Annotated in this window: 17 protein-coding genes; 12 read left to right on the top strand and 5 right to left on the bottom strand. The window is 34.6% G+C overall.

Annotated features, from left to right (window positions below; translation table 11 throughout):
- Window positions 1-4: 4 nt before the first annotated feature.
- Together G7034_RS03800 and gldJ are read right to left on the bottom strand one after the other, a co-directional pair.
- On the bottom strand, window positions 5-1,294 hold the full coding sequence (locus G7034_RS03800; protein WP_166399639.1) for a UDP-N-acetylmuramoyl-tripeptide--D-alanyl-D-alanine ligase: 1,290 nt from the start codon (window positions 1,292-1,294) through the stop codon (window positions 5-7).
- Window positions 1,295-1,359: 65 nt separating this feature from the next.
- On the bottom strand, window positions 1,360-3,021 hold the full coding sequence (gene gldJ / locus G7034_RS03795) for a gliding motility lipoprotein GldJ (RefSeq protein WP_166399638.1): 1,662 nt from the start codon (window positions 3,019-3,021) through the stop codon (window positions 1,360-1,362).
- A gap of 182 nt (window positions 3,022-3,203) precedes the next feature.
- On the opposite strand from gldJ, the gene porU reads away from it, so the two are divergent.
- The 5 genes from porU (at window position 3,204) to G7034_RS03770 (ending at window position 11,983) form a co-directional block, all read left to right on the top strand.
- Window positions 3,204-7,025 (top strand): type IX secretion system sortase PorU, encoded by a 3,822-nt coding sequence (porU, locus tag G7034_RS03790; protein ID WP_166399637.1) that lies wholly within the window; start codon window positions 3,204-3,206, stop codon window positions 7,023-7,025.
- An 89-nt stretch (window positions 7,026-7,114) separates the two neighbouring features.
- Window positions 7,115-8,305 (top strand): type IX secretion system outer membrane channel protein PorV, encoded by a 1,191-nt coding sequence (gene porV, locus G7034_RS03785; protein WP_166399636.1) that lies wholly within the window; start codon window positions 7,115-7,117, stop codon window positions 8,303-8,305.
- A 3-nt stretch (window positions 8,306-8,308) separates the two neighbouring features.
- Window positions 8,309-8,794: a cytidine deaminase gene (cdd, locus tag G7034_RS03780; RefSeq protein WP_166399635.1), complete on the top strand. Its 486-nt coding sequence runs from the start codon at window positions 8,309-8,311 to the stop codon at window positions 8,792-8,794.
- A 507-nt stretch (window positions 8,795-9,301) separates the two neighbouring features.
- Complete coding sequence (gene pdhA / locus G7034_RS03775) at window positions 9,302-10,300, top strand: pyruvate dehydrogenase (acetyl-transferring) E1 component subunit alpha (protein ID WP_166399634.1); 999 nt, start codon at window positions 9,302-9,304, stop codon at window positions 10,298-10,300.
- Between the two features lie 3 nt (window positions 10,301-10,303).
- Window positions 10,304-11,983: a pyruvate dehydrogenase complex dihydrolipoamide acetyltransferase gene (locus G7034_RS03770; RefSeq protein WP_166399633.1), complete on the top strand. Its 1,680-nt coding sequence runs from the start codon at window positions 10,304-10,306 to the stop codon at window positions 11,981-11,983.
- A gap of 63 nt (window positions 11,984-12,046) precedes the next feature.
- On the opposite strand, the gene G7034_RS03765 is transcribed toward G7034_RS03770, so the two are convergent.
- From G7034_RS03765 to polA, 3 genes are all read right to left on the bottom strand, one after another.
- A complete protein-coding gene (locus tag G7034_RS03765) occupies window positions 12,047-12,688 on the bottom strand; it encodes a 2OG-Fe(II) oxygenase (protein WP_166399632.1) in 642 nt (213 codons plus the stop codon).
- A gap of 248 nt (window positions 12,689-12,936) precedes the next feature.
- Window positions 12,937-13,911, bottom strand: coding sequence for a deoxyhypusine synthase family protein (locus G7034_RS03760; protein ID WP_166399631.1), 975 nt, complete (start codon window positions 13,909-13,911; stop codon window positions 12,937-12,939).
- A gap of 151 nt (window positions 13,912-14,062) precedes the next feature.
- Window positions 14,063-16,888 carry a DNA polymerase I gene (gene polA / locus G7034_RS03755; RefSeq protein WP_166399630.1) on the bottom strand — a complete coding sequence of 942 codons (2,826 nt, stop codon included), beginning with the start codon at window positions 16,886-16,888 and terminating at the stop codon, window positions 14,063-14,065.
- A gap of 171 nt (window positions 16,889-17,059) precedes the next feature.
- Here polA and G7034_RS03750 point away from each other — a divergent pair, with 171 nt between their 5' ends.
- The 7 genes from G7034_RS03750 (at window position 17,060) to speB (ending at window position 24,566) form a co-directional block, all read left to right on the top strand.
- Window positions 17,060-17,863 carry a pseudouridine synthase gene (locus G7034_RS03750; protein ID WP_166399629.1) on the top strand — a complete coding sequence of 268 codons (804 nt, stop codon included), beginning with the start codon at window positions 17,060-17,062 and terminating at the stop codon, window positions 17,861-17,863.
- A gap of 10 nt (window positions 17,864-17,873) precedes the next feature.
- Entirely contained in the window at window positions 17,874-18,500 is a 627-nt protein-coding gene (locus tag G7034_RS03745; protein ID WP_166399628.1) for a porin family protein, read from the top strand.
- An 11-nt stretch (window positions 18,501-18,511) separates the two neighbouring features.
- On the top strand, window positions 18,512-20,473 hold the full coding sequence (locus G7034_RS03740) for a hypothetical protein (protein ID WP_166399627.1): 1,962 nt from the start codon (window positions 18,512-18,514) through the stop codon (window positions 20,471-20,473).
- A gap of 2 nt (window positions 20,474-20,475) precedes the next feature.
- A complete protein-coding gene (locus G7034_RS03735; protein ID WP_166399626.1) occupies window positions 20,476-21,306 on the top strand; it encodes a DUF2490 domain-containing protein in 831 nt (276 codons plus the stop codon).
- Window positions 21,307-21,317: 11 nt separating this feature from the next.
- The gene (locus G7034_RS03730; RefSeq protein ID WP_166399625.1) at window positions 21,318-22,229 is read left to right on the top strand and encodes an MORN repeat-containing protein; all 912 of its coding nucleotides are present in this window, start codon (window positions 21,318-21,320) and stop codon (window positions 22,227-22,229) included.
- A gap of 74 nt (window positions 22,230-22,303) precedes the next feature.
- Window positions 22,304-23,704: an arginine decarboxylase gene (locus G7034_RS03725; RefSeq protein WP_166399624.1), complete on the top strand. Its 1,401-nt coding sequence runs from the start codon at window positions 22,304-22,306 to the stop codon at window positions 23,702-23,704.
- Window positions 23,694-24,566 (top strand): agmatinase, encoded by an 873-nt coding sequence (speB, locus tag G7034_RS03720; protein WP_166399623.1) that lies wholly within the window; start codon window positions 23,694-23,696, stop codon window positions 24,564-24,566. Before G7034_RS03725 ends, speB begins: the two co-directional genes overlap by 11 nt.
- Window positions 24,567-25,335 lie beyond the last annotated feature (769 nt).

Raw genomic sequence — 25,335 nt, 5'->3', positions numbered from 1 at the left:
ATAATTAAAGTACAGCTAAAATTCGTTCAAGTTGCATCCCCCTGGAGCCCTTAATCAAGATAAACTGATTTTCTGAGAAGCTTTTCTGAATTGAAGCAGCTAATGCTTCATAAGTCTCAAAAACTTGATATCCTTTTGGTAAAATCTCATTCTCTAAAGCTCTGTAAAACAGTCTTCCACAAAAATAAGCCTGGTTAAAACCTTCTTGTTGGCAGAGTTTATATATATTGAAATGCTCTTTTTCAGCATCTTTACCAATTTCAAACATATCGCCTAAAATTAAACTTTTCTCATTTTGATGCTGACTAAAATTTTTAATTGAAGCCTCCATGCTTGAAGGATTAGCATTGTATGCATCGAGAAGAATTTTATGAGATTTTTTCTGAATGAATTGAGAGCGATTTTCTTCGGGTTCAAATTCTTTTAGTGCTCTTTTTATTAAGTCGATTTCTACGCCAAAATAAATTGCAATGCCTACTGCATTAATTACGTTTTGAAAGTTGTATTCGCCAGAAAGTGAAACTGTAAGAGTTGTGTCTTTAAAACTAAATTTGATAAAAGGAAAGCTCTGATGCAGTTCAAATTGATAATCGGCTGCAGCGGTTCTTCCTACGCTAATTGTTTTGATCTGCTTAGTAAGCTCAACCTGTTTTGCATCATCCTTATTGATAAACGCAATACCATTGTTTTTTTTACTCAAATACTGATAAAGTTCACTTTTTCCTTTAATAACCCCTTCCACTCCACCAAAACCTTCTAAGTGTGCTTTACCAAAGTTAGTAATCAAACCGTAATCGGGAGTTGCTATACTACATAAAAAATCTATTTCCTTTTGGTGATTAGCCCCCATTTCAACTATACCATATTCAGTTTGCGAATGAAAACTAAGCAAAGTTAATGGTACACCAATATGATTATTCAAATTGCCTTGCGTGGCCTGAGTCTTAAATTTTTTACTAAGTAAGGAGTTAACTAACTTTTTGGTGGTGGTTTTACCATTACTTCCTGTGATACCAATTATAGGAATAGAGAGGTAATTTCTATGGAAATTAGCCAAGGATTGTAACGTATCTAAGGTGTTTTCCACAAAAACACAATTTGGTTGATTTCGTAATGAATAATCATCAACTATAGCATAACTAGCCCCTTTTTTGAAGGCTTCATTCACAAACTTATTTCCATCAAAATGATCACCTTTAAGTGCAAAGTAGATTTGATTTTTTTGAATTTTGCGTGTATCTGTACACACCCCTGAAGTGTTTAAAAAGAGTTGATGAATTTCTTTAATATTCATTTTGAGTTAAATTAAAAAAAGCCCTTTGATAAAAGGGCCTTAGTATTAAAAGTAAATATTATATGCTAGTTTCTAGATCTGCCTTTTTGATTTGTTTTAGAACCAACTTTAGACATCGCATTTCTAAATCCAATATAATCGGTAGCCATGTGCTGTGGATAATATCTTCTTTGTGCTGGGTCTAACCAGTATGCTCTATCTCTCCAGGATCCTCCTTTAATCACACGAACTTTATCATCGATAAGGGTTGTTCTATTATTAGACTCATCTTTCATTCTCACCAATTCGCCATCCTCATTTGTAGTCATTTTATTTAATGGAGCATTGTACATTCTTTGATCAGCAGATAAATCACCTCTTTCGTTATAGTATAAAGATGAAGCTTTATCACCATCTCTAAAGTTTTTGTTGTAAGATTTATCGAATTGAGTTCTCATAAATGTTTCTTCCTCTCCAATTTCCTCTTTTTCAATTTGACCAGGAAGGTTGATAGCAACTATTTTTGAATTAGGTAAGGTATCGTAAACAACCTCATCAGGGGCAAGAACTTTAATCGTTCCATCTTCATTAATTACATTTCTTGTATAAACGTTTCCTCTAAAGTAATTAAAGTCGTTAAATTCATTATCAACTCGAGGTCTGTAAACATCGGCTACCCATTCAGCTACATTCCCAGCCATATCATACAAACCATAATCGTTTGGTTCATAAGACATTATAGGAGCGGTGATATCTGCACCATCATCACTCCATCCAGGAATTCCACCGTAATCTCCAGAACCCTGTTTAAAGTTCGCTTTTTGGTCACCTATTGTTTTTCTTTTTTCTGAACGTGTATATTTTCCATCCCATGGATATTTCTTTCTACCTCTGTAGGAATTGTAATCTCTAAGTGAAGTTTCGCCAAGGGCTGCAAATTCCCATTCGGCTTCTGTAGGTAGTCTATAATCTGGGTAAAGAACTCCATCTTTACTTTGCACATAAATTTCACTCATTTCACCATCTTGACCTTCTCTTCCTTTTTTGTCAGACTTTCTACCCCCACGCAACATATCCTCGTTTCCTCCATAAGTTTTTGTAGGCGCATTTAAGTAAGTATCTGTACTAAAGCTATTAGAAGCATCGGCTTGCAAATAAGCATCTTTGGAGGTAAAACCTTGGTCTCTGAGTACGGCTTCATTTACACGGTCTGTTCTCCATTTACTAAATTCAACTGCTTGCACCCAATTTACACCAACTACAGGATAGTTTCCGTAAGAAGGATGGCGTAAGTAATTATTAGTCATGTTTTCGTTAAATCCTAACGGATTTCTCCATACTAGGGTATCAGGCAATGCCCCATAATATATATTTCTATAATTAGATTCTGTTGGAGGATAAGTACTCTTCAAGTAATCTAAGTATTCAGAATACATGAAGTTAGTTACCTCAGTTTCGTCCATATAAAAAGTTTGAACATGCTGTTGTGTTGGCGTGTTATTCCAATCTTTCATAGGATCATCTTGCACTCTACCCATGGTAAACGTGCCTCCTTCTACTAAAACTAGACCAGGAGCAGGCTCTTGCTCATTGTAGTCTGTTTTGTATTCAATTCCTCCATCTTTACCTGTCACATCCCAACCAGTAGCCCTAGAGTTTTTTTGATAGTTTCTAGAGTTATTACAACCTATCATAACCAAAGTTGCACTAATAAGAAATGCTGTTCTAACGAAATATTTACCTTTCATAACTAAAATTTAAACTCAAAATTTGGTTCGCAATATAAGAATAAACGATATAAAATCAATTTTATTTTTACTTTTCTCAAAATAAACTTAAAAGTAAAAAATAAAGTATTTTTGAAAACTTAATAATACTTATGCATCAAATGCGTTACAAATATATGTGAAGTAAAATATAAAGCAAGCTTATGAGAGTTAAAATTGCCTGTTTTTTTTTCATTGTGTTTCAATTAAATGTTTTGGCACAGCAGAAAAGAATTGAAATTGAATGGAAAGACCCACTAATCTTATCTACTTCGCCAAAAGACGAATATAAAATAATTGGCTTTGAAGGAAAAGAGTTTAATTATGATGATGTAAACCAACAAATCTATTATTCTACCTGGATTGAAGGTGTTCAAAACTTTGAAATTACTAATATCTCTTACCAAAGAGTTAACAATCACCTAGCCTTGATTGACACTGACCAACTTCCAGAAACCACCACACTTGAAGTTGTTAACTCTTCTGCGCGTGGAGATTCTAAGACCTTAGTCCAGTTTAATTTGCTAATTAAAAGAAATGGCCAAGTTCAACGCGTTACTTCATTTGAACTTACCCCTCTAACTAATAGAATCCCTACCTCTACTTTTTCTACAGAAGAAGTGCCTCAAAACCTCAATTCAAAACTGGCTTCTGGAAAATTCTATAAGTTTATCGTTGACCAAACAGGAATACAACGTATTGATAAAAAATTTTTAAGTGATTTGGGTTTTAAACCAAATCAGATTAATCCTAATACCATAAAAATTTACGGTCACGGTGGGCAATCATTACCTTTAAGAAACTCTGAAACACCGGCTTCTTATTTTGATTTACCTGAAATTCCAATTCTTGTTAATGCAGGAATTAATGGAAGTTTTGATGAGGGTGATGAAATCCTATTTTATGCAGAATCTTCTGTGAATAAATTTAACTCTACCAATAAAAGCCATATTAACCCCTATGCCGATGAGGTGTTTTACTACATTACGGTTGATGGCGGAGCAGGCAAACGTATTCCTGAAGCTCAGCAACCTCCTAATTCTGCCAACCATACAATAAGTACTTTTCAAGATGAGCAATTCCATGAAATAGACGAAGTTTCTTTGTCACTTGTTGGAAGACGTTGGTTTGGTGATCGATTTGATATCGTTACTGAACGTAGCTTCAACTTTAGCTTTCCTAATTTAGTTACTTCAGAAAAAGCAAGAATTGAAGTTGCTGCAGGGGCTATTTCTACACAAAATTCATCCATGAATATTGTAGTGGATGGTGATTTTATAGGGAATTTTTCCATGACTAGAATAGGAAACAACACGCCCTCTAATGGTTCTGAATTTACAGATAACAACCTCTCCCTAAGTAACGACGAAGTAAGTGTTAGCTTAACTTACAATAAAGCTGGCAACCCAGCCGCAAGAGCTCACCTTGACTACATCAATATCCAGGCTACAAGAAACTTAGTGGCTACGGGTGAACAATTTGAATTTCAAAATGAAGAAGTAGCTTTACTTAGTGGAATTGGCGAATATCAACTCGCTAATTCTTCTCAAGTAGATGCCGTTTGGGACATCACTAACCTGCATGAGGTTACTCGTTACACAAACACCAACAACAGCAACAATTTCTCGTTTAAAGCCAATCTTGGGGAATCAAAAAAATACAGAATTGTTGACCCTTCCGATTACTATTCTCCAAGAATTGACCAAAGCAAAAAAGAGGTTAAAAATCAAAACTTAAAACAAAGTGTTTTCAGAAATCAAGTAGGTCAGACTGAGGATATCGATTATTTGGTTATTACTCATCCTAATCTCCAAGCTCAAGCTGAAGATTTAGCTAACTTTAGAGCAAATTTTGGACTAAAAACGCGGGTAGTTACCACCGATCAAATTTACAATGAATTTAGCTCTGGACGACAAGAAATTGCAGCCATTAGAAATTTTATTAGGTATATTTATTACAATGCATCTAATGAAGATAATCGCATTAAATATGTTGCTATTCTTGGTTCTACCTCAATAGATTACAAAGATCGAATGGAAGGAAACAATAATTTGGTTCCTACTTACCATACATTACAAAGTTTTAGCACCACCTCAAGAGGTTTTATGTCTGATGACTTTTACACCATGATGGATCCTAACGAAGGTGTGATGGCAAATAGTGAACTAATGGACATTAACATTGGAAGAATTTTAGCAGATAGCCCTCAACAAGCCATGCAGATGATTAATAAAATTAAAGATTATGAATCTAGAGAAGCCTATGCTAGTTGGAGAAATGATATTTTGTTAGTTTCTGACGATGTAGATGAATCCTGGGAGTTTAATTCTATTCAACGTGAATTAGACCGCCTTGGAGATAGTATTTCTGTCAAAAAACCTGAAATCAATGTGCGCAAAATTCATACGGATGCTTTCCAACAAATTTCATCGGCCGGTGGTGATCGTTATCCAGAAGTAAATGAGGCCATCACCAAACGTGTAGAACTTGGAGTAGCAGTGATGAATTATTTTGGTCATGGGGGCGAAAATGGATTAGCTCAAGAACGTATTGTAACTAGAGATAATGTTGAAAATTGGAGTAATCCTGACCGATTTAATATTTTTGTTACCGTAACTTGTGAATTCACCAAGTACGATAATCCCTTATTAGTTTCCGCTGGAGAATTAACTTACCTAAACCAAAATGGTGGACCAATTAGCATGATTACCACCACTAGAGCTATTTTTGTAAGTGATGGAATACGATTTAACAAAGAACTTGCTCCATTTATTTATGATTACAATGACGAGTTTTTAACTATAGGAGAGGCAGTTACAAGAACTAAAAATGAACTTTCTACTGATGGTAAAAGAGTGGTTCACTTATTGGGCGATCCTGCATTAAATTTGCCTTTTGCAAGGCCCGGTATCCAACTAACCGAACTTAACGGTGTACCTCTAGAGCAAGCCACCGACACACTCAAGGCATTAAGCAAAAACAAACTTAAAGGTCAAGTTATCTTACCTAATAATCAAGTCAATACTAGTTTCAATGGAGCCTTAACTGCTACTATTTTCGACAAACGTATTGACCGGCAAACCTTAGGAAACGACATTTCAAATTTAATTTTGGATTTTACCACTTTAGGCGAAACACTCTTTCGAGGTCAGGCTAGTGTTAATCAAGGTGAATTTGAATTTGAATTTATTCTACCTCAAAACACACAAATTCCTGTAGATTCTGGAAGAATAAGCCTTTATGCACTGAAAGAAAGTGAAACTCAACATCATTCTGGCTATAACACAGACCTGCTAATTGGTAGTATTGATGAAGATGCTCCAGAAGATACACAAGGCCCAATGATTGAATTATTCATGAATGATGAAAATTTTGTTGATGGAGGAATCACCAATAACAACCCGTTTTTACTTGCCAAATTAAATGACGAAAGCGGTATTAATACGGCAGGTGGTATCGGGCATGATATTGTAGCTATATTAGATGAAGATGATGAAAATCCATTTATCCTTAATGATTATTACAAATCTGATCAAGACGACTTTACCAGCGGAACGGTTTATTTTCCAATTAGAGATTTAGAAGAAGGTTTACACACCTTGAGGTTTAGAGCTTGGGATACGTACAACAATTCTTCTACCTCAGAAATCACTTTCATGGTAACTAGTGAAGATGAAATACAGCTAACTCGCGTGTTGAATTACCCTAATCCTTTTACTGATTATACCGAATTTTGGTTTAATCACAACAGGCCATTTGAACCATTGGAAGTTATGGTTCAGGTTTTTACTGTGACTGGTAAAGTAGTGTGGACAGAAAATCAAATCATTAATACCGACGGATTTTTATCTAGAGACATTACTTGGGATGGAAGAGACGATTTTGGGAATCGAATAGGAAAAGGAGTGTATGTCTATAAATTAGTCGTTCGCTCTACCTTAACTAATAAAAAAGCAGAAAAATACGAGAAACTTGTTATTTTGTAGTTGAATATAAATTCTATATTTGTCAATTCTTTAAATAATAAAACAATTTCTTATTAACCAAAGCGTTTTAAGAAAGCAAAAATTATAAAATGAAAACATCAAAATATTTAAGCCTTTGCTTGGTCATCATTGGTCTATTTCAGGCAAAAGCTCAAAATGAACAAAGACCTATTATTACTGGAGTCCCTTTTTTACTAATTCCTGCTGATGCTAGAGCTTCTGGTATGGGAGATATGGGAGTAGCAACCCCTGTAGATGTTTATTCGCAGCAATGGAATCCCGCAAAATATGCTTTTTCCGAAAATAAACAGGGGATAGGTTTTGGTTACACTCCTTATTTACGCGAATTAGCAGACGATATTAACTTAGGAACACTTACCTACTACAATCGAATTAACGAAAGAGGATCCTTTTCGGCTTCACTTAGATATTTTGGATTAGGTGAAGTTAACTTAAGACAAACAGCAGAGGATATAGGGCGTCCAGTAGAGCCCAATGAATTTGCCGTAGATTTAAGTTATTCACTTCGTTTAAGTGAAACTTTTGCCATGTCGGTTACTGGAAAGTATATAAGATCTGACTTTAGAATTCCATCTGGATTAGGAAGTGCTCAGGCCGCTAACTCATTTGCTGCTGGAATACATGGTTTTTATCGCTCTAAAGAAAAATTTTACGACAATATTAATATGGCTGGAAGATGGCGAGCTGGTTTTGCCATAGACAATATAGGGCCAAAAATTTCTTATGACGATGGTGGATTTGATAATTTTATTCCAACTATGTTTAGAGCGGGTGGTGGATTTGATTTTATCTTTGATACTTCCAACCGTTTAGGGGTTTATGTAGAGGCTAATAAATTATTAGTTCCTACTCCACCTGAATTCCCTGAAACATCAAGCCCTCCAACACCAGAAGAACAAGCCGAAATTGAAAGACTTAGACAAGATTATTTATCCCAAAATGAATACGCTGCTATTTTCACCTCATGGACAAGTGCTCCTGATGGTTTTTCTGAAACTTTCAGGGAAATTACTTGGTCTATTGCCACCGAATATTGGTACGAAGATGCTTTTGCACTTCGCGCTGGATATTTTTACGAGCATCCAGAAAAAGGCTTTAGACAATACGCCACTATAGGATTTGGATTTAAATATACTTCGGTAGTAATCGATGCTTCTTATTTATTTTCTACAGCACAAGGCGTGCAAAACCCATTAGAAGGAACATTGCGTTTCTCTATATCATTCAATCTAGGCGAAAATAGATATGTAGAATTCTAACCTATGAAGAAAGAGAAAATACTTACGGAATTCGAGGTTTATGATGGTGTAGAAGAACTACCTGAAGCTGTTCAAACTTTAATGCAAGAAGCTAAAAGGGCAAGGTTAAAAGCTTATGCTCCTTATTCTAACTTTCTAGTAGGAGCAGCCATTTCTCTTGAAAACGGAGTAATAGTTACAGGAAATAACCAAGAAAATGCCTCCTACCCTTCCGGACTTTGCGCAGAACGCACAGCTATTTACGCTGCAGGCGCTAATTATCCAGGGGTTAAAATTAGGTCTATTGCCTTAACAGCTGGTCCGAGAAATGTTAAAAACACACTGCCTGTACCTCCTTGTGGAGCTTGCAGACAAGCTGTTGCCGAGTATGAACAAAAGCAAAACCACCCCATAGAAATTTATTTTATGGCACAAGAAGGAAAAGTATGTAAAGTAAGTTCGCTCTTGCATTTACTTCCCTTAGCATTCGACAGAAACTTTTTAAAATAAAGTCTTCAACTTACCTCACTAGTTTTTATTTTTTCCCCGATTTATTCTTGCTAATATTCTGTCGTCAGAAAAGTAAAAGCCGTTTAATTATTAATCGTATTTATTGTATGAAATGGCAATAAGAAAAATAGCTTGCCCGTAGAATTCGGTAATACTTTTTTCTTCTTATAAAATATCCGTTAACAGAATGCAGTAATCTAGTTTCATTTGATGAATAAGTAAGTAGGTATAAACCTGAGTTCAATTATAATCACAAAGTCAAAATAAGTAAGTATGTTCTGTTTTAACAAAGAGAGAATAGTCGAACTCAGGTTATAAATTAGCTTAGAAAAAACCAACTATAAGCTTTTCGTTGTAAAGCTGCAATTATATTTCAAAAAGCCATTTTTTTATCAATCATAAAATACTACATTTGTAATTCGATTTTTTCTAGGAGAAAATTTCGTTTTCGCTTTAGTTAGCAAGTACTAGCTGAAGTATTTATGATAAATAAAATGATTGGATAAAATGAAGAAGATCACCAAAAAAACTTACCTTAATTGGTACGAAGAGATGTTGTTCTGGAGAAAGTTTGAGGACAAGTTAGCACAGGTTTATATTCAACAAAAAGTAAGAGGTTTCTTGCATTTGTATAATGGGCAAGAAGCCATTTTAGCTGGCGCTTTACATGCTATGGATTTAGAAAAAGACCGTATGATAACCGCCTATAGAAACCACGTGCAGCCTATTGGTATGGGCGTTGACCCAAAAAAGGTAATGGCCGAATTGTATGGAAAAGGTACAGGAACTTCAAAAGGTTTAGGAGGTTCTATGCACATTTTTTCTAAAGAACACCGATTTTATGGTGGCCATGGTATTGTAGGTGGTCAAATTCCATTGGGTGCTGGTTTAGCTTTTGCAGACAAATACTTCAAAAGAGATAATGTAACCTTGTGTTTCATGGGTGACGGTGCCGCAAGACAGGGTTCTTTACACGAAACTTTTAATATGGCTATGGCATGGAATTTACCTGTAGTTTTCTGTGTTGAAAACAATGGTTATGCCATGGGAACTTCAGTAAAAAGAACATCCAATCACGAAGATATTTGGAAATTAGGTTTAGGTTACGAAATGCCATGTGGCCCCGTAGATGCCATGAATCCCGTAAAAGTTGCCGAAGCGCTAGATGAAGCTATTGAACGTGCGCGTTCTGGTGGTGGCCCAACTTTCTTAGATTTAAAAACCTACCGTTACAGAGGGCACTCTATGTCTGATGCTCAAAAATACAGAACTAAAGACGAAGTTGAAGAGTACCAAAAAATTGACCCAATTACACAAGTAAAAGAAGAAATTTTAGATAAAAAATACGCTTCTGAAGATGACATAAAAGAAATTGACAAACGCGTTAAAAGTCGTGTTAAAGAATGTGAGAAGTTTGCCGATGAATCTGACTTCCCCGAGCTTAATGTGATGTACGACGTGGTTTACGAACAAGAAGATTATCCATTTATTCCTCATAAATTATAAACTATGGCAGAAGTAATTAATATGCCAAGACTTAGTGATACCATGGAAGAAGGAGTGGTAGCTAAGTGGCTGAAACAAAAGGGTGATAAAATAGAAGAAGGTGATATTTTAGCTGAAATTGAAACCGATAAAGCCACCATGGAGTTTGAATCTTTTCATGAGGGAATACTACTTCATATTGGCATTGAAGAAGGAGAAGGCGCTCCGGTTGATTCGCTGTTAGCTATTATTGGTGAAGAAGGGGAAGACATTAGCGATTTAATTAATGGAGATGCTTCAGCTAGTAAATCTGAAGACAAAAAAGAAAACAAGGAAGAAAAAGACGCTAAAGATACTGCTGAAACAACCGAAGATGAAGACGCTGAAGGTGTAGAAATTCCAGATGATGTAGAGGTAGTTACCATGCCTAGACTTAGTGACACTATGGAAGAAGGCACGGTGGCTTCTTGGTTGAAAAAAGAAGGTGATGAAGTTGAAGAAGGTGACATTTTAGCCGAAATTGAGACCGATAAAGCAACCATGGAGTTTGAGTCTTTTCATGCGGGTGTGTTACTTCACATTGGTATTGACGAAGGTGAGTCTGCTCCAGTTGATGAACTTTTAGCCATTATTGGCCCAAAAGGCACAGACGTTGATGCGGTACTTCAAAGCTTAAAATCTGGCGGAAGTTCTTCCTCAGGGAAGTCAGCTAAAGAAGTGAAAGAAAGCACTGAAGAAAAAGAAACTAAAAGCACTTCAGAAGAAACCTCTTCAAGTAAACAAACCACTTCTTCAGGAGAACGTATTTTTGCTTCGCCTTTGGCTAAAAAAATGGCAGAGGACAAGGGCATTGACCTAAGTAAAGTGAGTGGTTCTGGAGAAAATGGGAGAATTATTAAGAAAGATATTGAGTCTTACACACCAGCCAAAGAAGAGGCGAAAAGTGAAAAAGAATCAAGTACAACTTCAGAAAGTAAAGCAGAAGCGCCACAAGCTGCACCAACTTATGAACCGGTTGGCGAAGAGCAGTTTGAAGAAGTGAAGAATTCACAAATGCGAAAGACTATTGCTAAGCGCCTATTAGAGTCGAAAAATAATGCTCCTCATTACTATCTAAATATTGAAGTGAATATGGATCATGCCATGGCTTCAAGGAAACAAATTAATGAGATGCCTGAGGTTAAAATTTCGTTCAACGATTTAGTAATCAAAGCTTCGGCAATGGCCTTGAGAAAGCATCCTCAAGTCAATACCCAATGGAAAGATGATGTAATGCGTTACGCTAAGCACATCCATATTGGAGTAGCTGTTGCAGTAGAGGAAGGTTTAGTTGTGCCGGTACTAAAGTTTGCCGATCAACAAACCTTAACCCAAATTGGTGGAAATGTAAAGTCCTTGGCAGGAAAAGCCAGAAACAAAAAAATACAACCACAAGAAATGGAAGGTAGCACGTTTACGGTTTCTAACCTAGGCATGTATGGAATTACTGATTTTACTAGTATTATTAATCAGCCAAATTCTTGTATTTTATCGGTAGGCGCAATAGTTCAAAAACCTGTGGTAAGAGCGGGTGAGATTGTGGTTGGTCATACCATGAAATTGACCTTAGCTTGTGACCACCGTACCGTTGATGGAGCTACAGGCGCTGAATTTTTACAAACCTTAAAAACTTACTTAGAAAACCCAGTAACTATGCTGGCTTAAGGAGGTTCTAGTTAGATAAATAAAAGTCCTGAATTTTTCAAATTCAGGACTTTTTTATTGACATTATCGTGTTTTTAACCAGCCTGTAATACTTAATCGTTGTCCTTCTTTTACTGGTTTAACTTCGTGTTCTAAAAACTGACTTTCAAAAATCACCAACCTTCCTGGGTAAGGAGTGAGACTCAAACTTTTATTTTCAGTTGTGTAAATAACTAATTCGCCTCCGTTTTTATCAATCGTCCAAGATTCATCATTTAAATATAAGACCATAGATAAAATTCTGCGGTCATCATTTTTAAAGGTATCTAGATGTCTCTCATAAAAAGTGCCTTCTGGATAAATTGCATAATGAAACTCCTTGTGTAAAATGCCCATAAAACAGGTTTTATTAAGGTATTCAATAAAATTTTGAATAGTTTCAAAAAAAATTTCTTCTATTAAATTAGCTTGATTTTGATCAATCCATTGAATATAATCACCTCTAACTTCACGATCTATTAATTGATTAGTTTTGTTTCCAATGGCTGCTTTTTTAAGTTCGTTTTCTGCTTCCTTCTCAAGCAAAATTTCACGGAGCTTGAGTACTAAATTTGAATCAAAAAAACCTTCAACAACAGCGTACTTTTGATTGAGCAAATCGCTAATCACTTGTTCATAAAGTGGATCCTCCTTAAATGGTATATCCTCAAAAATTGTATTTTCCATTTACAAAAATAAAAGGCAAAATTAGTTGAAAATTAGATGATTTGTTGCGTTGTAACACCAATTATTTAAAAGTAAATTTTAGTTAGGTAACTACTTTATATACTTAGAAGCATTTAATTAGGACTCAAGTACAAAACTATTTCGTTGTTAAGAATAATTTTGACACTACCTAGTTCTTTAAGTAACTAAAGCTAATTCCATTAATTTTAATTATTGAAGGTAAAAACTGCACAATAAGAAAAAGCGATTTACATTTCAAGTAAATAAGCAAAAACCAATGGAGCAACAATAGTGGCATCACTTTCTATGATAAATTTTGGCGTATTAATAGCTAATTTACCCCACGTAATTTTCTCATTAGGAACAGCTCCTGAATAAGATCCATAACTTGTAGTTGAGTCTGATATTTGGCAAAAGTAACTCCAAAATGGGGTGGTTGTTCTTTCCATATCTTGGTAGAGCATAGGCACAACACAAATTGGAAAATCTCCTGCAATACCTCCACCAATTTGGAAAAAGCCTATCCCCTTTTCTACTGTGGTATTGTCGGTGTACCAATCAGCTAAAAAAGTCATGTATTCAATACCTGATTTCATGGTTGAAGCCTTCAATTCTCCTTTAAGCACATAACTGGCAAAAATATTTCCTAGCGTTGAATCTTCCCAGCCAGGAACTACTATAGGTAAATTTTTTTCAGCCGCTGCGTACATCCATGAATCTTTTAAATCAATTTCATAATGCTCTTCAAGCACGCCAGAAAGCAATAGCTTATAAAGGTATTCATGAGGAAAATAACGCTCTCCTTTAGCTTCCGCATCTTTCCAAATTTTAACAATATGCTTTTGAATTCTTCTAAAAGCTTCTTCTTCAGGAATACAAGTATCTGTTACTCGGTTTAATCCCTTTTCTAGTAAATTCCATTCGTCTTGCGGAGTCAAATCACGGTATTCAGGTACACGCTTATAATGACTGTGAGCCACTAGATTCATAACATCTTCCTCTAGGTTGGCGCCGGTACAAGAAACGATATGTACTTTATCTTGGCGAATCATTTCAGCAAAAATCTTTCCTAATTCGGCTGTACTCATGGCTCCTGCAAGAGAAACTAACATTTTATTGCCTTGTTGTAGTTGCGCTTTGTAGGCTTTTGCTGCATCTACTAAGCTTGCCGCATTGAAATGTAAAAAATACTTTTCAATGAATTCGGTAATAGGTTTACTCATTCTAAGTTATTTATAAGGTATAGGTATGGTTTAATTTTAAGCTAATAAAAACACCGATTTTTCTAAAAAAATTGGGTAAGTAAATTTACTAATAAATCACTTAGGTTTTAAAATAATAAAACTAAGTTTTTAAATTCATTAACACTAAAACTTAATGAGCTTGCAACCAATTATCTCCTGTTCCCATGTCAACAGTTAATGGTACCTCTAAATGATGAGCATTTTCCATTTCCTCTTTAATCATAGCTTTGAGTTCATCTAATTCGTCTAAATGCGCATCAAAAATCAATTCATCATGCACCTGAAGGAGCATTTTTGACTGGAAATCTTTTTCTTGCATTTTCTCGTGAATTTTAATCATAGCAACCTTAATAATATCGGCTGCACTACCTTGAATAGGAGCATTAACAGCATTTCGTTCAGCAGCATTTTTCACTACGTGATTTCTGGCATTAATGTCTTTTAAGTAGCGTCTTCTTCCTAACACCGTTTTTACATAACCTTCTTCGCGCGCAAAAGCAATTTGCTCATCCATATAATCTTTCAACTTTGGGTAGGTTTTGTAATAGGTTTCGATGAGTTCTTTTGCTTCATTGCGGTTCAAACTTGTCTGATTGCTTAAACCGAAGGCAGAAACACCATAAATAATACCAAAATTGACCGTTTTAGCATTACTTCTCTGCTCTCTTGTAACTTCTTCTAAGGGAACGTTAAATACTTTTGAAGCCGTAGAAGCGTGAATATCTTCGCCGTTTTTAAAAGCTTGAATCATATTTTCCTCCTGGCTCAAAGCAGCAATAATTCGCAATTCAATCTGGGAGTAATCGGCAGCAAGTAAGGTATGATTTTTATCTTTTGGAACAAAAGCCTTTCTTACCTCTCTCCCCCGTTCAGTTCTAATGGGAATATTTTGAAGGTTTGGATTATTTGAACTCAATCTACCTGTGGCTGCAACAGTCTGCATAAATTCGGTATGAATTCTTCCTGTTTTTTCGTTGATTTGTTTAGGCAAAGCATCAACATAGGTGCTTTTTAATTTACTTAATCCACGCCATTCTAATACATTTGAAACAATAGGATAATCTTGAGCGTAATAAGAAAGTACATCTTCAGCAGTAGAAAACTGACCTGATTTGGTTTTCTTAGGTTTGGCTGCAATTTTCATTTTTCCGAAGAGAATTTCACCTAATTGCTTTGGCGAACCTATATTGAATTCTTCGCCAGCTTCTTTATGAATCTTAGCCTCTAAATTTTTGATGTCTTTTTCTAAAGTTTCAGAAAGTTCACCCAGCATTTTTTTGTCAACTTTAATCCCCTCTAATTCCATAGTTGCTAAAACACGTAGCAATGGGATTTCTAAATCGCCATACAAATGTTCATTACTAGCTTCCTTGAGCTCTTCTTCAAAAAACTTCTTTAGTTGGAAGGTAATATCGGCATCTTCAACAGCGTATTCGGTAGCTTTTTTAAGCTCCACACTACGCATAGATTGTTGGTTTTTTCCTTTTTTACCAATCAAATCTTCAATTGGCATAGGTTGGTAATTCAGGTAAGTTTCTGCCAGCACATTCATGTTATGGCGCATATCAGGATTAATGATATAATGCGCTAACATGGTATCAAAAAGAGGGCCTTTCACTGCTAGGTTATAGTTAGCAAGAACTTTAATATCGTATTTTAAATTCTGCCCTATTTTGAGGATATTTTCAGCTTCAAAAAAAGGTGTTAAATGCTTGATTAAATTTTGTGCATCATTTTGATTTTCAGGGAAAGGAACATAATACCCAGTCCCCTTTTCCCAAGAAAAAGCAATGCCTACTAATTCAGCTTTATGAGTTTTTAAAGCCGTTGTTTCGGTATCAAAACAGACTTCTTTTTGTTGAAGTAATTTCTCCAAAAGTAGTTCTATACCTATGGAAGAATCTACAAATTGATAATGATGAGGAGTGTTAGATAGATTTTTGTAGCCTTGAAAATCGGAAGCTGCTAAATCTTCATTAGAAACATCATTACCAAATAAAGAAAACTGACCAGCGCCTGCTTCCTTTTTCTTAGACGTGATAGTTTCTCCTTCTTTTGAAGCTTCTTCAGGCGAATTAAACATTTTTAAAAACTGTTCGGTCAATCGCCTAAATTCCAAATCTTTAAAAATTTCTACTACCTTTTCAGCATCGGGTTGAGACAATTGGTAATCTTCTGCATCAAATTGCACATCACAATCAATAAATATGGTAGCTAATTTTTTTGAAAGTTTACCCAATTCTGCATTGGCTTCAACTTTTTCTTTCATTTTACCTTTCAGTTGGTCGGTATTTGCTAACAAAGCCTCCATGCTTCCAAATTGTTGAATGAACTTCATGGCGGTTTTTTTGCCTACCCCTGGTAAACCAGGAATATTATCTGAAGCATCCCCCATCATCCCTAGGTAGTCAATAACTTGCTCTGGGCGTTCCACACCAAATTTTTCTTTAACTTCTTCAACACCCCATTTTTCAATGCCGTTGCCCATTCGCGAAGGTTTGTACATAAAAATATTTTCAGAAACCAATTGCGCAAAATCTTTATCGGGCGTTACCATATAGACCTCAAAGTCTTCTTTTTCAGCTTGTTTAGCTAAGGTTCCAATAATGTCATCGGCTTCTAGGCCTGCTACTTCAACCACAGGGATTTTCATAGCTTTTAAAATATCCTGAATAATAGGAACGGCTTCTTTAATTGCTTTTGGTGTTTCGTCTCTATTGGCTTTGTAATCTTGATACATTTCAGTCCTAGCATGACTGCCTCCTTTATCAAAACAAACGGCTAAAAGGTTGGGTTTTTCTCGTTTAATTACATCAAACAAGGAATTCATAAATCCCATAATTGCTGAGGTATCCTGGCCTTTAGAATTAATTCTAGGATTTTTTATAAAAGCGTAATACCCGCGAAAAATTAATGCGTAAGCATCTAATAAGAAAAGTCGATTATTTTTTGACATAGAAAAGTAAATTCAAATTTTGCCTTAAAAGTAATTGAATTCTCTAAAAAGCAAAGCTTGTTTTAATGAAAATTTTTAAGTATTTGAAATGAAAGCACTTTACACCTAACAACTTGAACATTTGTTCATCTACATCTTTATAAAAAACCTTACATTTGCAAAAAAATTAAAATGAATAAGAAGTCTAATAACAAAAAACACAAACCCAAATTTAGCAAGAAGGAAGTTGCTCAATCTAAGGTTGACCAACAGCTTAAAAACCCTGAAGCGGGTATGCGTTTAAACAAATACATCTCAAATGCTGGAATTTGCTCTAGAAGAGATGCTGACATCTATATTCAAGCAGGAAGTGTAACTGTTAATGGAAAAGCAGTTACTGAAATGGGGTATAAAGTAAAACTAGACGATGATGTGCGTTTTGATGGCCGTAGAATTAGCCCAGAGCCCAAGGCGTATGTACTTCTTAATAAACCAAAAGGCTTTTTTGTAACCGGAAGTTACGAGCAGCACAACAAAACAGTAATGGATTTGGTGGCTAGTGCTTCCAAATCAAGAATTGCTCCTGTAGGAAAGTTAGAAACTAGTGCTACAGGTCTTTTATTATTTACCAATGATGGTACGCTTTCTAAAAAATTAACCAACCACAAAAAAGGAATCAAGCAAATTTATCAATTAGAATTAGATAAACCCTTAAGCCAAGAGCTCTTAGAAGAAATTCAAAAAGGACCTTTTATTGAAGGTAAAAAAGTAATTATTGAAGAGATTTCGTTTATTGAAAACAAACCGCATCACATTATAGGTATTGAATTGAAAAGTCAGCGTAGCCATATAGTGCAACGTATATTCAAGAAATATGGATTTGAAATCATCAAAATGGACCGCGTAGTTTTTGCTAATTTAGACAAAAAGAATTTACCTCGTGGTCATTATAGATATTTAACTAAACAAGAAGTAATTAACTTAGGAATGGTTTAAAATTTATTGCATGGTTAAAAGGCATTTTTTTATACTAACTAAGGGGGTAATTCTATTCCTTCTACTAATTAACTCAATTAGCCTCAAAGCGCAAGAAGGCTTCAAGTACGGAGTTAAATTTGGTTTAAACGTAGCCGATTTAATTACGGACGAATCTAAAGTAAGCCCAAGAGCAACTTTTCACTTTGGTGCTGAAATTGAATATCGATTGGAAAATCAATGGGGGTTTCAATCAGAATTAATTTACAATCGTTTAGGAAATGTAAGAAGAGGCACGAATGAAGATGGAGTTAAATTTGACAATACCTTGGCTTTAGATTATATAAATATTCCGGTTTTAGTAAATTACTACCTCAATGATGGATTATATATCAACGCTGGACCACAAATTGGCTTTTTAGTAAGAGCTAATCAAGAAGAAATCCTAGGTTTTAATTTTACAGAAAAAAATGTAATTGATAATTATAATTCAATTGATTTCTCTGGGGTTTTTAGTTTGGGTTACCTTACAGAATGGGGGTTTAATGTAGGCCTAAGATATCAGCATGGATTTATTGATGTCTTAAAAGAGGACTTAGAGTACACAAGTCAACAAAGGCATTCAGTTTTACAATTATACATGAGTCTAAGATTTTAAACTAAAGAACTATGTTTCATTTTAAAAAGCTAATTCTACTTCTCTTACTTTTTAGTTGGGAAGCCTATTGCCAAGAAACTTTTTCAGGAAGTTTTAAGCTTACTGATAGTATTTCTGGGTTTGCCACTTATGTATATGATGGAGCAAAAAATCAACCAGAATTTATAGGAGATTTCTCTTTTGAATATGCACTTAAAGAAGACACTATAGTTAATCACCTTGTTTACAAAGGTGCTTTTTCTGAAAATAAAAAAGAAGGCCCATGGAACTTTAGCAGAAAAAATCTAGTTTTTGGAGATACTATTCATGTAAACAACTATGAAATTAGTTACCCCGCAACAGGATTTGAACACAAAACTGAAGCAAATTTTAAAGATGGAAAAGCGGTAGGTAAATGGAGTGTTATTGAACAAACGTTTAAAAACGCTAAACCTTCTGACACCCTATTTTCTAGTCAAGTTTTGTTTGAAGATGCTCGCATGCTGGATGAATTAAAAGCAAAATCAAAAGACTTGAGCCTCAAAGCAAATTTTAATGAGAAAGGCGAAGCTGATGGAAAATGGGTGATTGAACACCGAATTAATCAACAGAAAGTTGAAGAAATAAGAGTTTATAAAAATGGTGTTTTTAAAGAGCATTACTTTGAATTAGACAACAAACAATACAGCATTGAACATTTAGGAATAGATAAAACGCAAGACTCAGATGAAGATAACTGGGTTGAAATTGATGTTTTAGCTACTTATTTTAACATCTTTGAATTAAGCAACTTTGGTTTTGACAACGATGTTGACATCAGTGAGTTGGAAAACATTAAAAAAGTAACTCAACGTACCAATCAATTTCTTGAAAAAGCTATTGCTTCATTTTTATACTATGAGGATTTTGAAATTTGGAACAAGATTACAGACCATCAAATTATAGAACCCGCTAAATTTAAGGTAAGGAAATTTGACTACAGCAAAGATGAAGAAGAAAAGCTTGAAGCTATCGAAAAATATAACCAAGAAATTAATGACTTGATCGATGGCTTTTTTAGTAATTCTCAAATTGAAATTGGAAAATTGAGTTTTGAATCACTGAACAAATACTACCAAATTTTTGAAGTCTATAGAGAAAAGAAAAAAACGCTTCAACAAATCACTCAAAAAATAACCCATCCCGCGTTAGTTTACTTTGAAAGAGAAAAATTCATGAGGAGTTTTGCGCCTAGCTTTAAGTTTCCAAACCAAGTAAATTATTCATTTAACGATGAATCTTTTTCGGCAACGCACAACTTCCCAAAAGTTCCAAAGCAAAACGAATTTAATATAAACTTAGCTCATCAGTTTTTTAAAGAAATTAAAAACAACTTAAAAGTATTAGATAAGGAAGTAAAAGAAATTTTAGGCGACCTTAAAAAGCAGGAGGAAATAAGCGAACTTGAGGAGGAATTATTTGAAAAAAGAAATGAAATTCAAATTTTATTTAGTGACGAAAACACCGATAAAAATAAAAATGAGTTTCATAAAAAACTATATGAAACTGCGCAAGATTTTGCTGAAACTAAGTTTAAAGCCTACGTAAATACGCCTTTAAATGAGAAAAAAGAGGTCATCGATTATTATTTAGAATGCTTTGACGAAGTCCTTAAATTATATGATTTTCTTGCCGACTACCAGCGCAAGGTAAATCGTATTGAAAATGAATACACCCGTGTTACTTTTAATCCACAACTAATGGTTGAAATGGAAGAACGCGTAAAAGAACGCCTGTATGAAGCCTATGAAAAATACGCCTTACCATACCTGTTTGAAAATTTAGCTAATAACTTTGAATGCAATCAAATTGAAGGCGCAGGAAAAAATCTTGAAATGCTTTACAATAAGATGATTAGACTAAGAGAAGAAGATACCAAAAGCATAGAAAAAAGTCTAAAAAGGCAAAAAGACCCAAACGAAATTTTATCCATTTTAGAAATTGAAGTAAACTAAAAATGATGACCTTAAAAAAGCTTTATTTACTTTTATTTGTTTCAGTAGTTTATGCCTGCTTCATGCCAGCATTTGGTCAAGGTTTAGAAAATTCGAATCCAGATGCTTCTCTGGTAAAACCGCAAAGTACCCTAGCCTGGTTAGGCTCCTACGGCACATTTAGACTCAGTGAAAAATGGTACTGGCACGCAGAATTACATTACCGTAGAGAAGCTTCAGATAAATACCCATTTTGGGGCAGCATGGCACAAGTTTATAACCGCCATGGAATAAAATTTATCCCTACAAAAAACTTTAGTGCAACGGCAGGAGGTGTTTTGCGTTTAGATTTTAACCCCAATGCCGAAGAAGGCTTCGACAGCATGATTTTAGAGCCACGTATTTGGCATGAATACATTTGGACCATGCCGTTTGAACGCTTTAGAATTTATCATAGATTCCGTTTTGAACATCGCTGGAGTAGAGGTTTTAATGTGAATTCTGATTGGCGATTCAGAAACCGGTGGAGATATAAATTTTTAATGAAAATTCCACTAAATAAGCCTCAACTTCAACCAGGTGCATTCTATTTTAGTCCAGACGTAGAGTTGATTTTACAAACTGGAAAAACAGTTTCAGACTATCCTGTTGAAGATTTAAGGATTTTACCAACTTTTGCTTATATTGCGAGTCCAAGAACAACCTATTCAACTGGTTTAATGTACACTACAGGACAAACACAAGAAGGTGGTTATATTTATAAAGAACGCTGGATTTTAAAATTTAATGTCTATATCAACCTTGACCTAAGAAAAGGAGACCAAAAAATACCTGAAACTAATTTTTACGACTAAAAACTAACTCAATGAGCTTAGCAGAGAAAAGAAAGAAACGCGTTTACAGAAATTTATTTTTTATAAGCCTAGTGCTCTTAGTGATAGCTGTTTTTCTCTACACTAAAGATTACTTTTCTAAGGAGGAAACCCATATTGACGATGAACTAATAAGTACGCTTCAATTTAAAGAGCTTGAAGAAGAACTACAACTTATAAACCGCTTAAGAAAACTAGATAATCAACTACTTTTTGAAGACAATTATCAAAGTACATTAGAAGATTTGAAGGCTTTACTTCAAAAAAATGACATTAAAGAGCAAAAGCTTATTGATGAGATTAGCAACAGGATTGAGTATGTAAAAAACTTAATTGAAGACCAAAAAGAAAATGAACTGTCTAGAATAAACTTAAGAAACCAATTGGTTAGACAAGATAAAATAATAGATTCACTTAATACAAGTAAAGATAGTATTTCGTTGAATATTAAACAAAGTGAATTATTTAACCAACGAAAAATTGATAGTCTTACAGACCTGCTTAAGAAGAAAAACGAACTACTCAAACTTAAAGAAACCGTAAAAGTAATTTCTTTTAAAAACACAAACGGAAACACCATTAGATACCTAGGTGAAACAAAACAAGACCAAGCTAATGGCAACGGTGTTGGAATATGGGATACCGGAAGTATTTATAGAGGTGAATGGAAAGAAAACCAACGCCACGGCGTTGGTGAATTTGAATGGAAAGATGGCCAAAAATATGAGGGCGACTTTCAAGCTGGTGAGAGAACTGGAAAAGGAACCTATTATTGGCCAAGTGGCGAAAAATATATAGGCGATTTTAAAAACAATAAACGCCATGGGAATGGTGTATTTTATGATCCAGATGGAAATGTGAAATTTGATGGCAGCTGGAAAAATGATAAGTACCAAGGAAAATAAGCAACTTAAACTTAACACTTCAAAAGCTAAACTTTATTAAAAAAAAGTAATTTAGCTATTGAATTAAATGTAGAATGAATACAAAATACATCGACTTAATTGAACAAACCTATGATTTCCCTCAGGATGAGTTTCAATTAAAAAACAATGCTTTGCAATTTCATGACATCAATCTCATGGAATTGATAAAAACATACGGAGCGCCACTTAAATTTACCTATTTACCTAAAATTTCAACCAATATACAACGGGCAAAAACTTGGTTTAACTCTGCTATAGAAAAGCATAACTACAAAGGAGATTATCATTATTGTTATTGCACCAAATCTTCGCATTTTAAACACGTCTTAGACGAAGCTTTAACAAATGATATCCATATTGAAACCTCTTCAGCTTTTGATATTGATATTGTTAATAAATTGAAGGATTCAGGAAAAATAAATGATGAAACTTATGTCATTTGTAATGGGTTTAAACGCGAAAAATACATCAATAATATAGCTGAATTAATCAATTCTGGACATCAAAAATGTATCCCTATAATTGATAATTACGAAGAACTAGATTTACTTACTAAGGAAACTAATAAAGATTTTCAAATAGGTATTAGAATTGCTTCTGAAGAAGAACCAAAATTTGAATTTTACACCTCAAGATTAGGCATAGGCTACAAAAACATTGTACCATTCTACGAAGATCAAATTAAAGATAATGATCAAGTCGAATTAAAAATGCTACACTTTTTTATCAATACAGGCATACGTGATAACGCTTATTACTGGAACGAATTACAGAAGTGTTTACGCGTTTACACACGCTTAAAAAAAGTATGTCCAAGTTTAGATAGCTTAAATATTGGTGGTGGATTTCCTATAAAAAATTCGCTTTATTTTACTTATGATTATGAGTACATGGTAGATGAAGTCATTAATCAAATTAAGCTTACTTGTGAAGAAGAAGGTGTTCCCGTTCCTCATATTTTTACAGAATTTGGAAGTTTTACCGTAGGCGAAAGTGGAGGAGCTATTTATGAGGTTTTGTACCAAAAACAACAAAATGATCGCGAAAAATGGAACATGATTAACTCCTCTTTTATTACTACATTACCCGATTCTTGGGCCATTAGCAAACGCTTTATCATGCTAGCGGTAAATCGGTGGAACAATCAATATGAAAGAGTTTTATTAGGCGGATTAACCTGTGATAGTGACGATTATTACAATTCTGAACAACACATGAACGCCATTTATTTACCCAAATACGAAAAGGAAAATCCGCTTTATATTGGGTTTTTCAACACAGGCGCTTACCAAGAAACTATTGGCGGTTACGGGGGGTTACAACATTGCTTGATTCCAGCCCCAAAACATATTTTAATTCAAAAAAATGAAGACGGAAGTCTGCATACCCAATTATTTAGAGAACAACAAAAAAGCGAAGATTTACTAAACATTTTAGGTTATTATGACAACTAAACGCACATACGCTGGCATCCCTGCAAAATATGCTAATATTGAGGATGCAAAAGTAGTATTAATTCCTGTACCTTATGATGGTACTAGCACCTGGCAAAAGGGAGCTGATAAAGGCCCTGATGCTTTTTTAGAAGCTTCAGAAAACATGGAACTCTATGACATTGAGACTAAATCTGAAGTGTACAAAAAAGGAGTGTATTTAGCTCCTCCTGTTTCAGAAAATTCAACCCCAGAAAAAATGGTTGAAAGCGTTCACAAAATTACCAAAAACTACATTAATCAAGATAAGTTTGTTACCCTTTTTGGCGGTGAACATTCCATTTCTATAGGAAGTATTCGTGCTTTTACAGAAAGTTTTGAGGATTTAACTGTAGTTCATATTGATGCGCATGCCGATTTACGACCAAGCTACGAAGGTTCTCAATGCAATCACGCTTGTGCGTTGCATGAAGCCAGCAAAAACATCAACTTGATTCAAGTGGGAATCCGCTCTATGGATGCCTCTGAGGTAGAACACATGGACGACGGAAGAACTTATTTTGCCCACGATTTATATGAAGATTGGATGGATGACGCACTTGGACAAATGACACCTAATGTATTTATAACCATTGATTTAGACGCTTTTGATCCTTCTATTTTACCTTCTACAGGAACCCCCGAACCTGGCGGCTTGTTTTGGTATGAAACCTTAGATTTTCTAAAATTAATTTTTAAGAAGAAAAACGTTGTTGGATTCGACTTGGTAGAATTATGCCCCAACCCCGATGAAAAATCATCTGATTTTTTAGCAGCTAAATTGTATTACAAGATGTTGAGCTATAAATTTTATTCAGATCGAATTTTAATCGAAGAATACTAGGCTTGTTTATTTTTTAACCCCCATTTAAAAATAGGGGCTATTGAATTCATTTTTTGTTTGGCGGCGTAAATTTTTTATCAATTCAATAGGAACGGGATTTATCCCGTTTATAAAATGCAAATTCAAAAACGGGCTTTAGCCCAAAATACCACAGAGCTTTTTTTAAATTATCTGGGGGAGGCTTATTCGATTCCTATGGATTCGGTGTTTTTTGGTTATATTTTTTTCTATTAACATTCGACCCCGATGGGGTCATTTTGAATTCAATCTTAGAATTAATCATTTGAAAAATTGAATGCAAAAAAATTTGGCTAAAGCCGATTACACCTTAATCATTTTTAACCCTCATTTAAAAATGGGGGCTATTGAATTTCCATATAATTTTTTTTGGTTGTATCTGACTTCATAGGAGTCAGATGTTTATAGATATTACAATACCCATTGAAAACGACCCTGTAGGGGGCGTATATTTTATTGGATTCAAATTTAACCCTAGTTTAAAAATGGTGGCTATTGAATTGATTTTTTGTTTGGCGGCGTAAATTTTTTATAAATTCAATAGGAACGGGATTTATCCCGTTTATAAAATGCAAATTCAAAAACGGGCTTTAGCCCAAAATACCACAGAGCTGTTTTTAAATTTTCTGGGGGAGGCTTATTCGACTCCTACGAAGTCGGTGTTTTTTGGTTATATTTTTTTCTATTAACATTCGACCCCGATGGGGTCATTTTGAATTCAATCTTAGAATTAATCATTTGAAAAATTGAA

The organism is Psychroflexus maritimus, assembly GCF_011089875.1.
GTDB classification, from domain to species: domain Bacteria; phylum Bacteroidota; class Bacteroidia; order Flavobacteriales; family Flavobacteriaceae; genus Psychroflexus; species Psychroflexus maritimus.
The sequence above is the reverse complement of the archived record's forward strand: the minus strand, read 5'-3'. Positions and strand labels throughout refer to the sequence as shown.

Coding starts and splice junctions, on each gene's coding strand:
- G7034_RS03800 (WP_166399639.1), bottom strand. CDS start 1,294: ATGAATATTAAAGAAATTCATCAACTCTTTTTAAACACTTCAGGGGTG.
- gldJ (WP_166399638.1), bottom strand. CDS start 3,021: ATGAAAGGTAAATATTTCGTTAGAACAGCATTTCTTATTAGTGCAACT.
- porU (WP_166399637.1), top strand. CDS start 3,204: ATGAGAGTTAAAATTGCCTGTTTTTTTTTCATTGTGTTTCAATTAAAT.
- porV (WP_166399636.1), top strand. CDS start 7,115: ATGAAAACATCAAAATATTTAAGCCTTTGCTTGGTCATCATTGGTCTA.
- cdd (WP_166399635.1), top strand. CDS start 8,309: ATGAAGAAAGAGAAAATACTTACGGAATTCGAGGTTTATGATGGTGTA.
- pdhA (WP_166399634.1), top strand. CDS start 9,302: ATGAAGAAGATCACCAAAAAAACTTACCTTAATTGGTACGAAGAGATG.
- G7034_RS03770 (WP_166399633.1), top strand. CDS start 10,304: ATGGCAGAAGTAATTAATATGCCAAGACTTAGTGATACCATGGAAGAA.
- G7034_RS03765 (WP_166399632.1), bottom strand. CDS start 12,688: ATGGAAAATACAATTTTTGAGGATATACCATTTAAGGAGGATCCACTT.
- G7034_RS03760 (WP_166399631.1), bottom strand. CDS start 13,911: ATGAGTAAACCTATTACCGAATTCATTGAAAAGTATTTTTTACATTTC.
- polA (WP_166399630.1), bottom strand. CDS start 16,888: ATGTCAAAAAATAATCGACTTTTCTTATTAGATGCTTACGCATTAATT.
- G7034_RS03750 (WP_166399629.1), top strand. CDS start 17,060: ATGAATAAGAAGTCTAATAACAAAAAACACAAACCCAAATTTAGCAAG.
- G7034_RS03745 (WP_166399628.1), top strand. CDS start 17,874: ATGGTTAAAAGGCATTTTTTTATACTAACTAAGGGGGTAATTCTATTC.
- G7034_RS03740 (WP_166399627.1), top strand. CDS start 18,512: ATGTTTCATTTTAAAAAGCTAATTCTACTTCTCTTACTTTTTAGTTGG.
- G7034_RS03735 (WP_166399626.1), top strand. CDS start 20,476: ATGATGACCTTAAAAAAGCTTTATTTACTTTTATTTGTTTCAGTAGTT.
- G7034_RS03730 (WP_166399625.1), top strand. CDS start 21,318: ATGAGCTTAGCAGAGAAAAGAAAGAAACGCGTTTACAGAAATTTATTT.
- G7034_RS03725 (WP_166399624.1), top strand. CDS start 22,304: ATGAATACAAAATACATCGACTTAATTGAACAAACCTATGATTTCCCT.
- speB (WP_166399623.1), top strand. CDS start 23,694: ATGACAACTAAACGCACATACGCTGGCATCCCTGCAAAATATGCTAAT.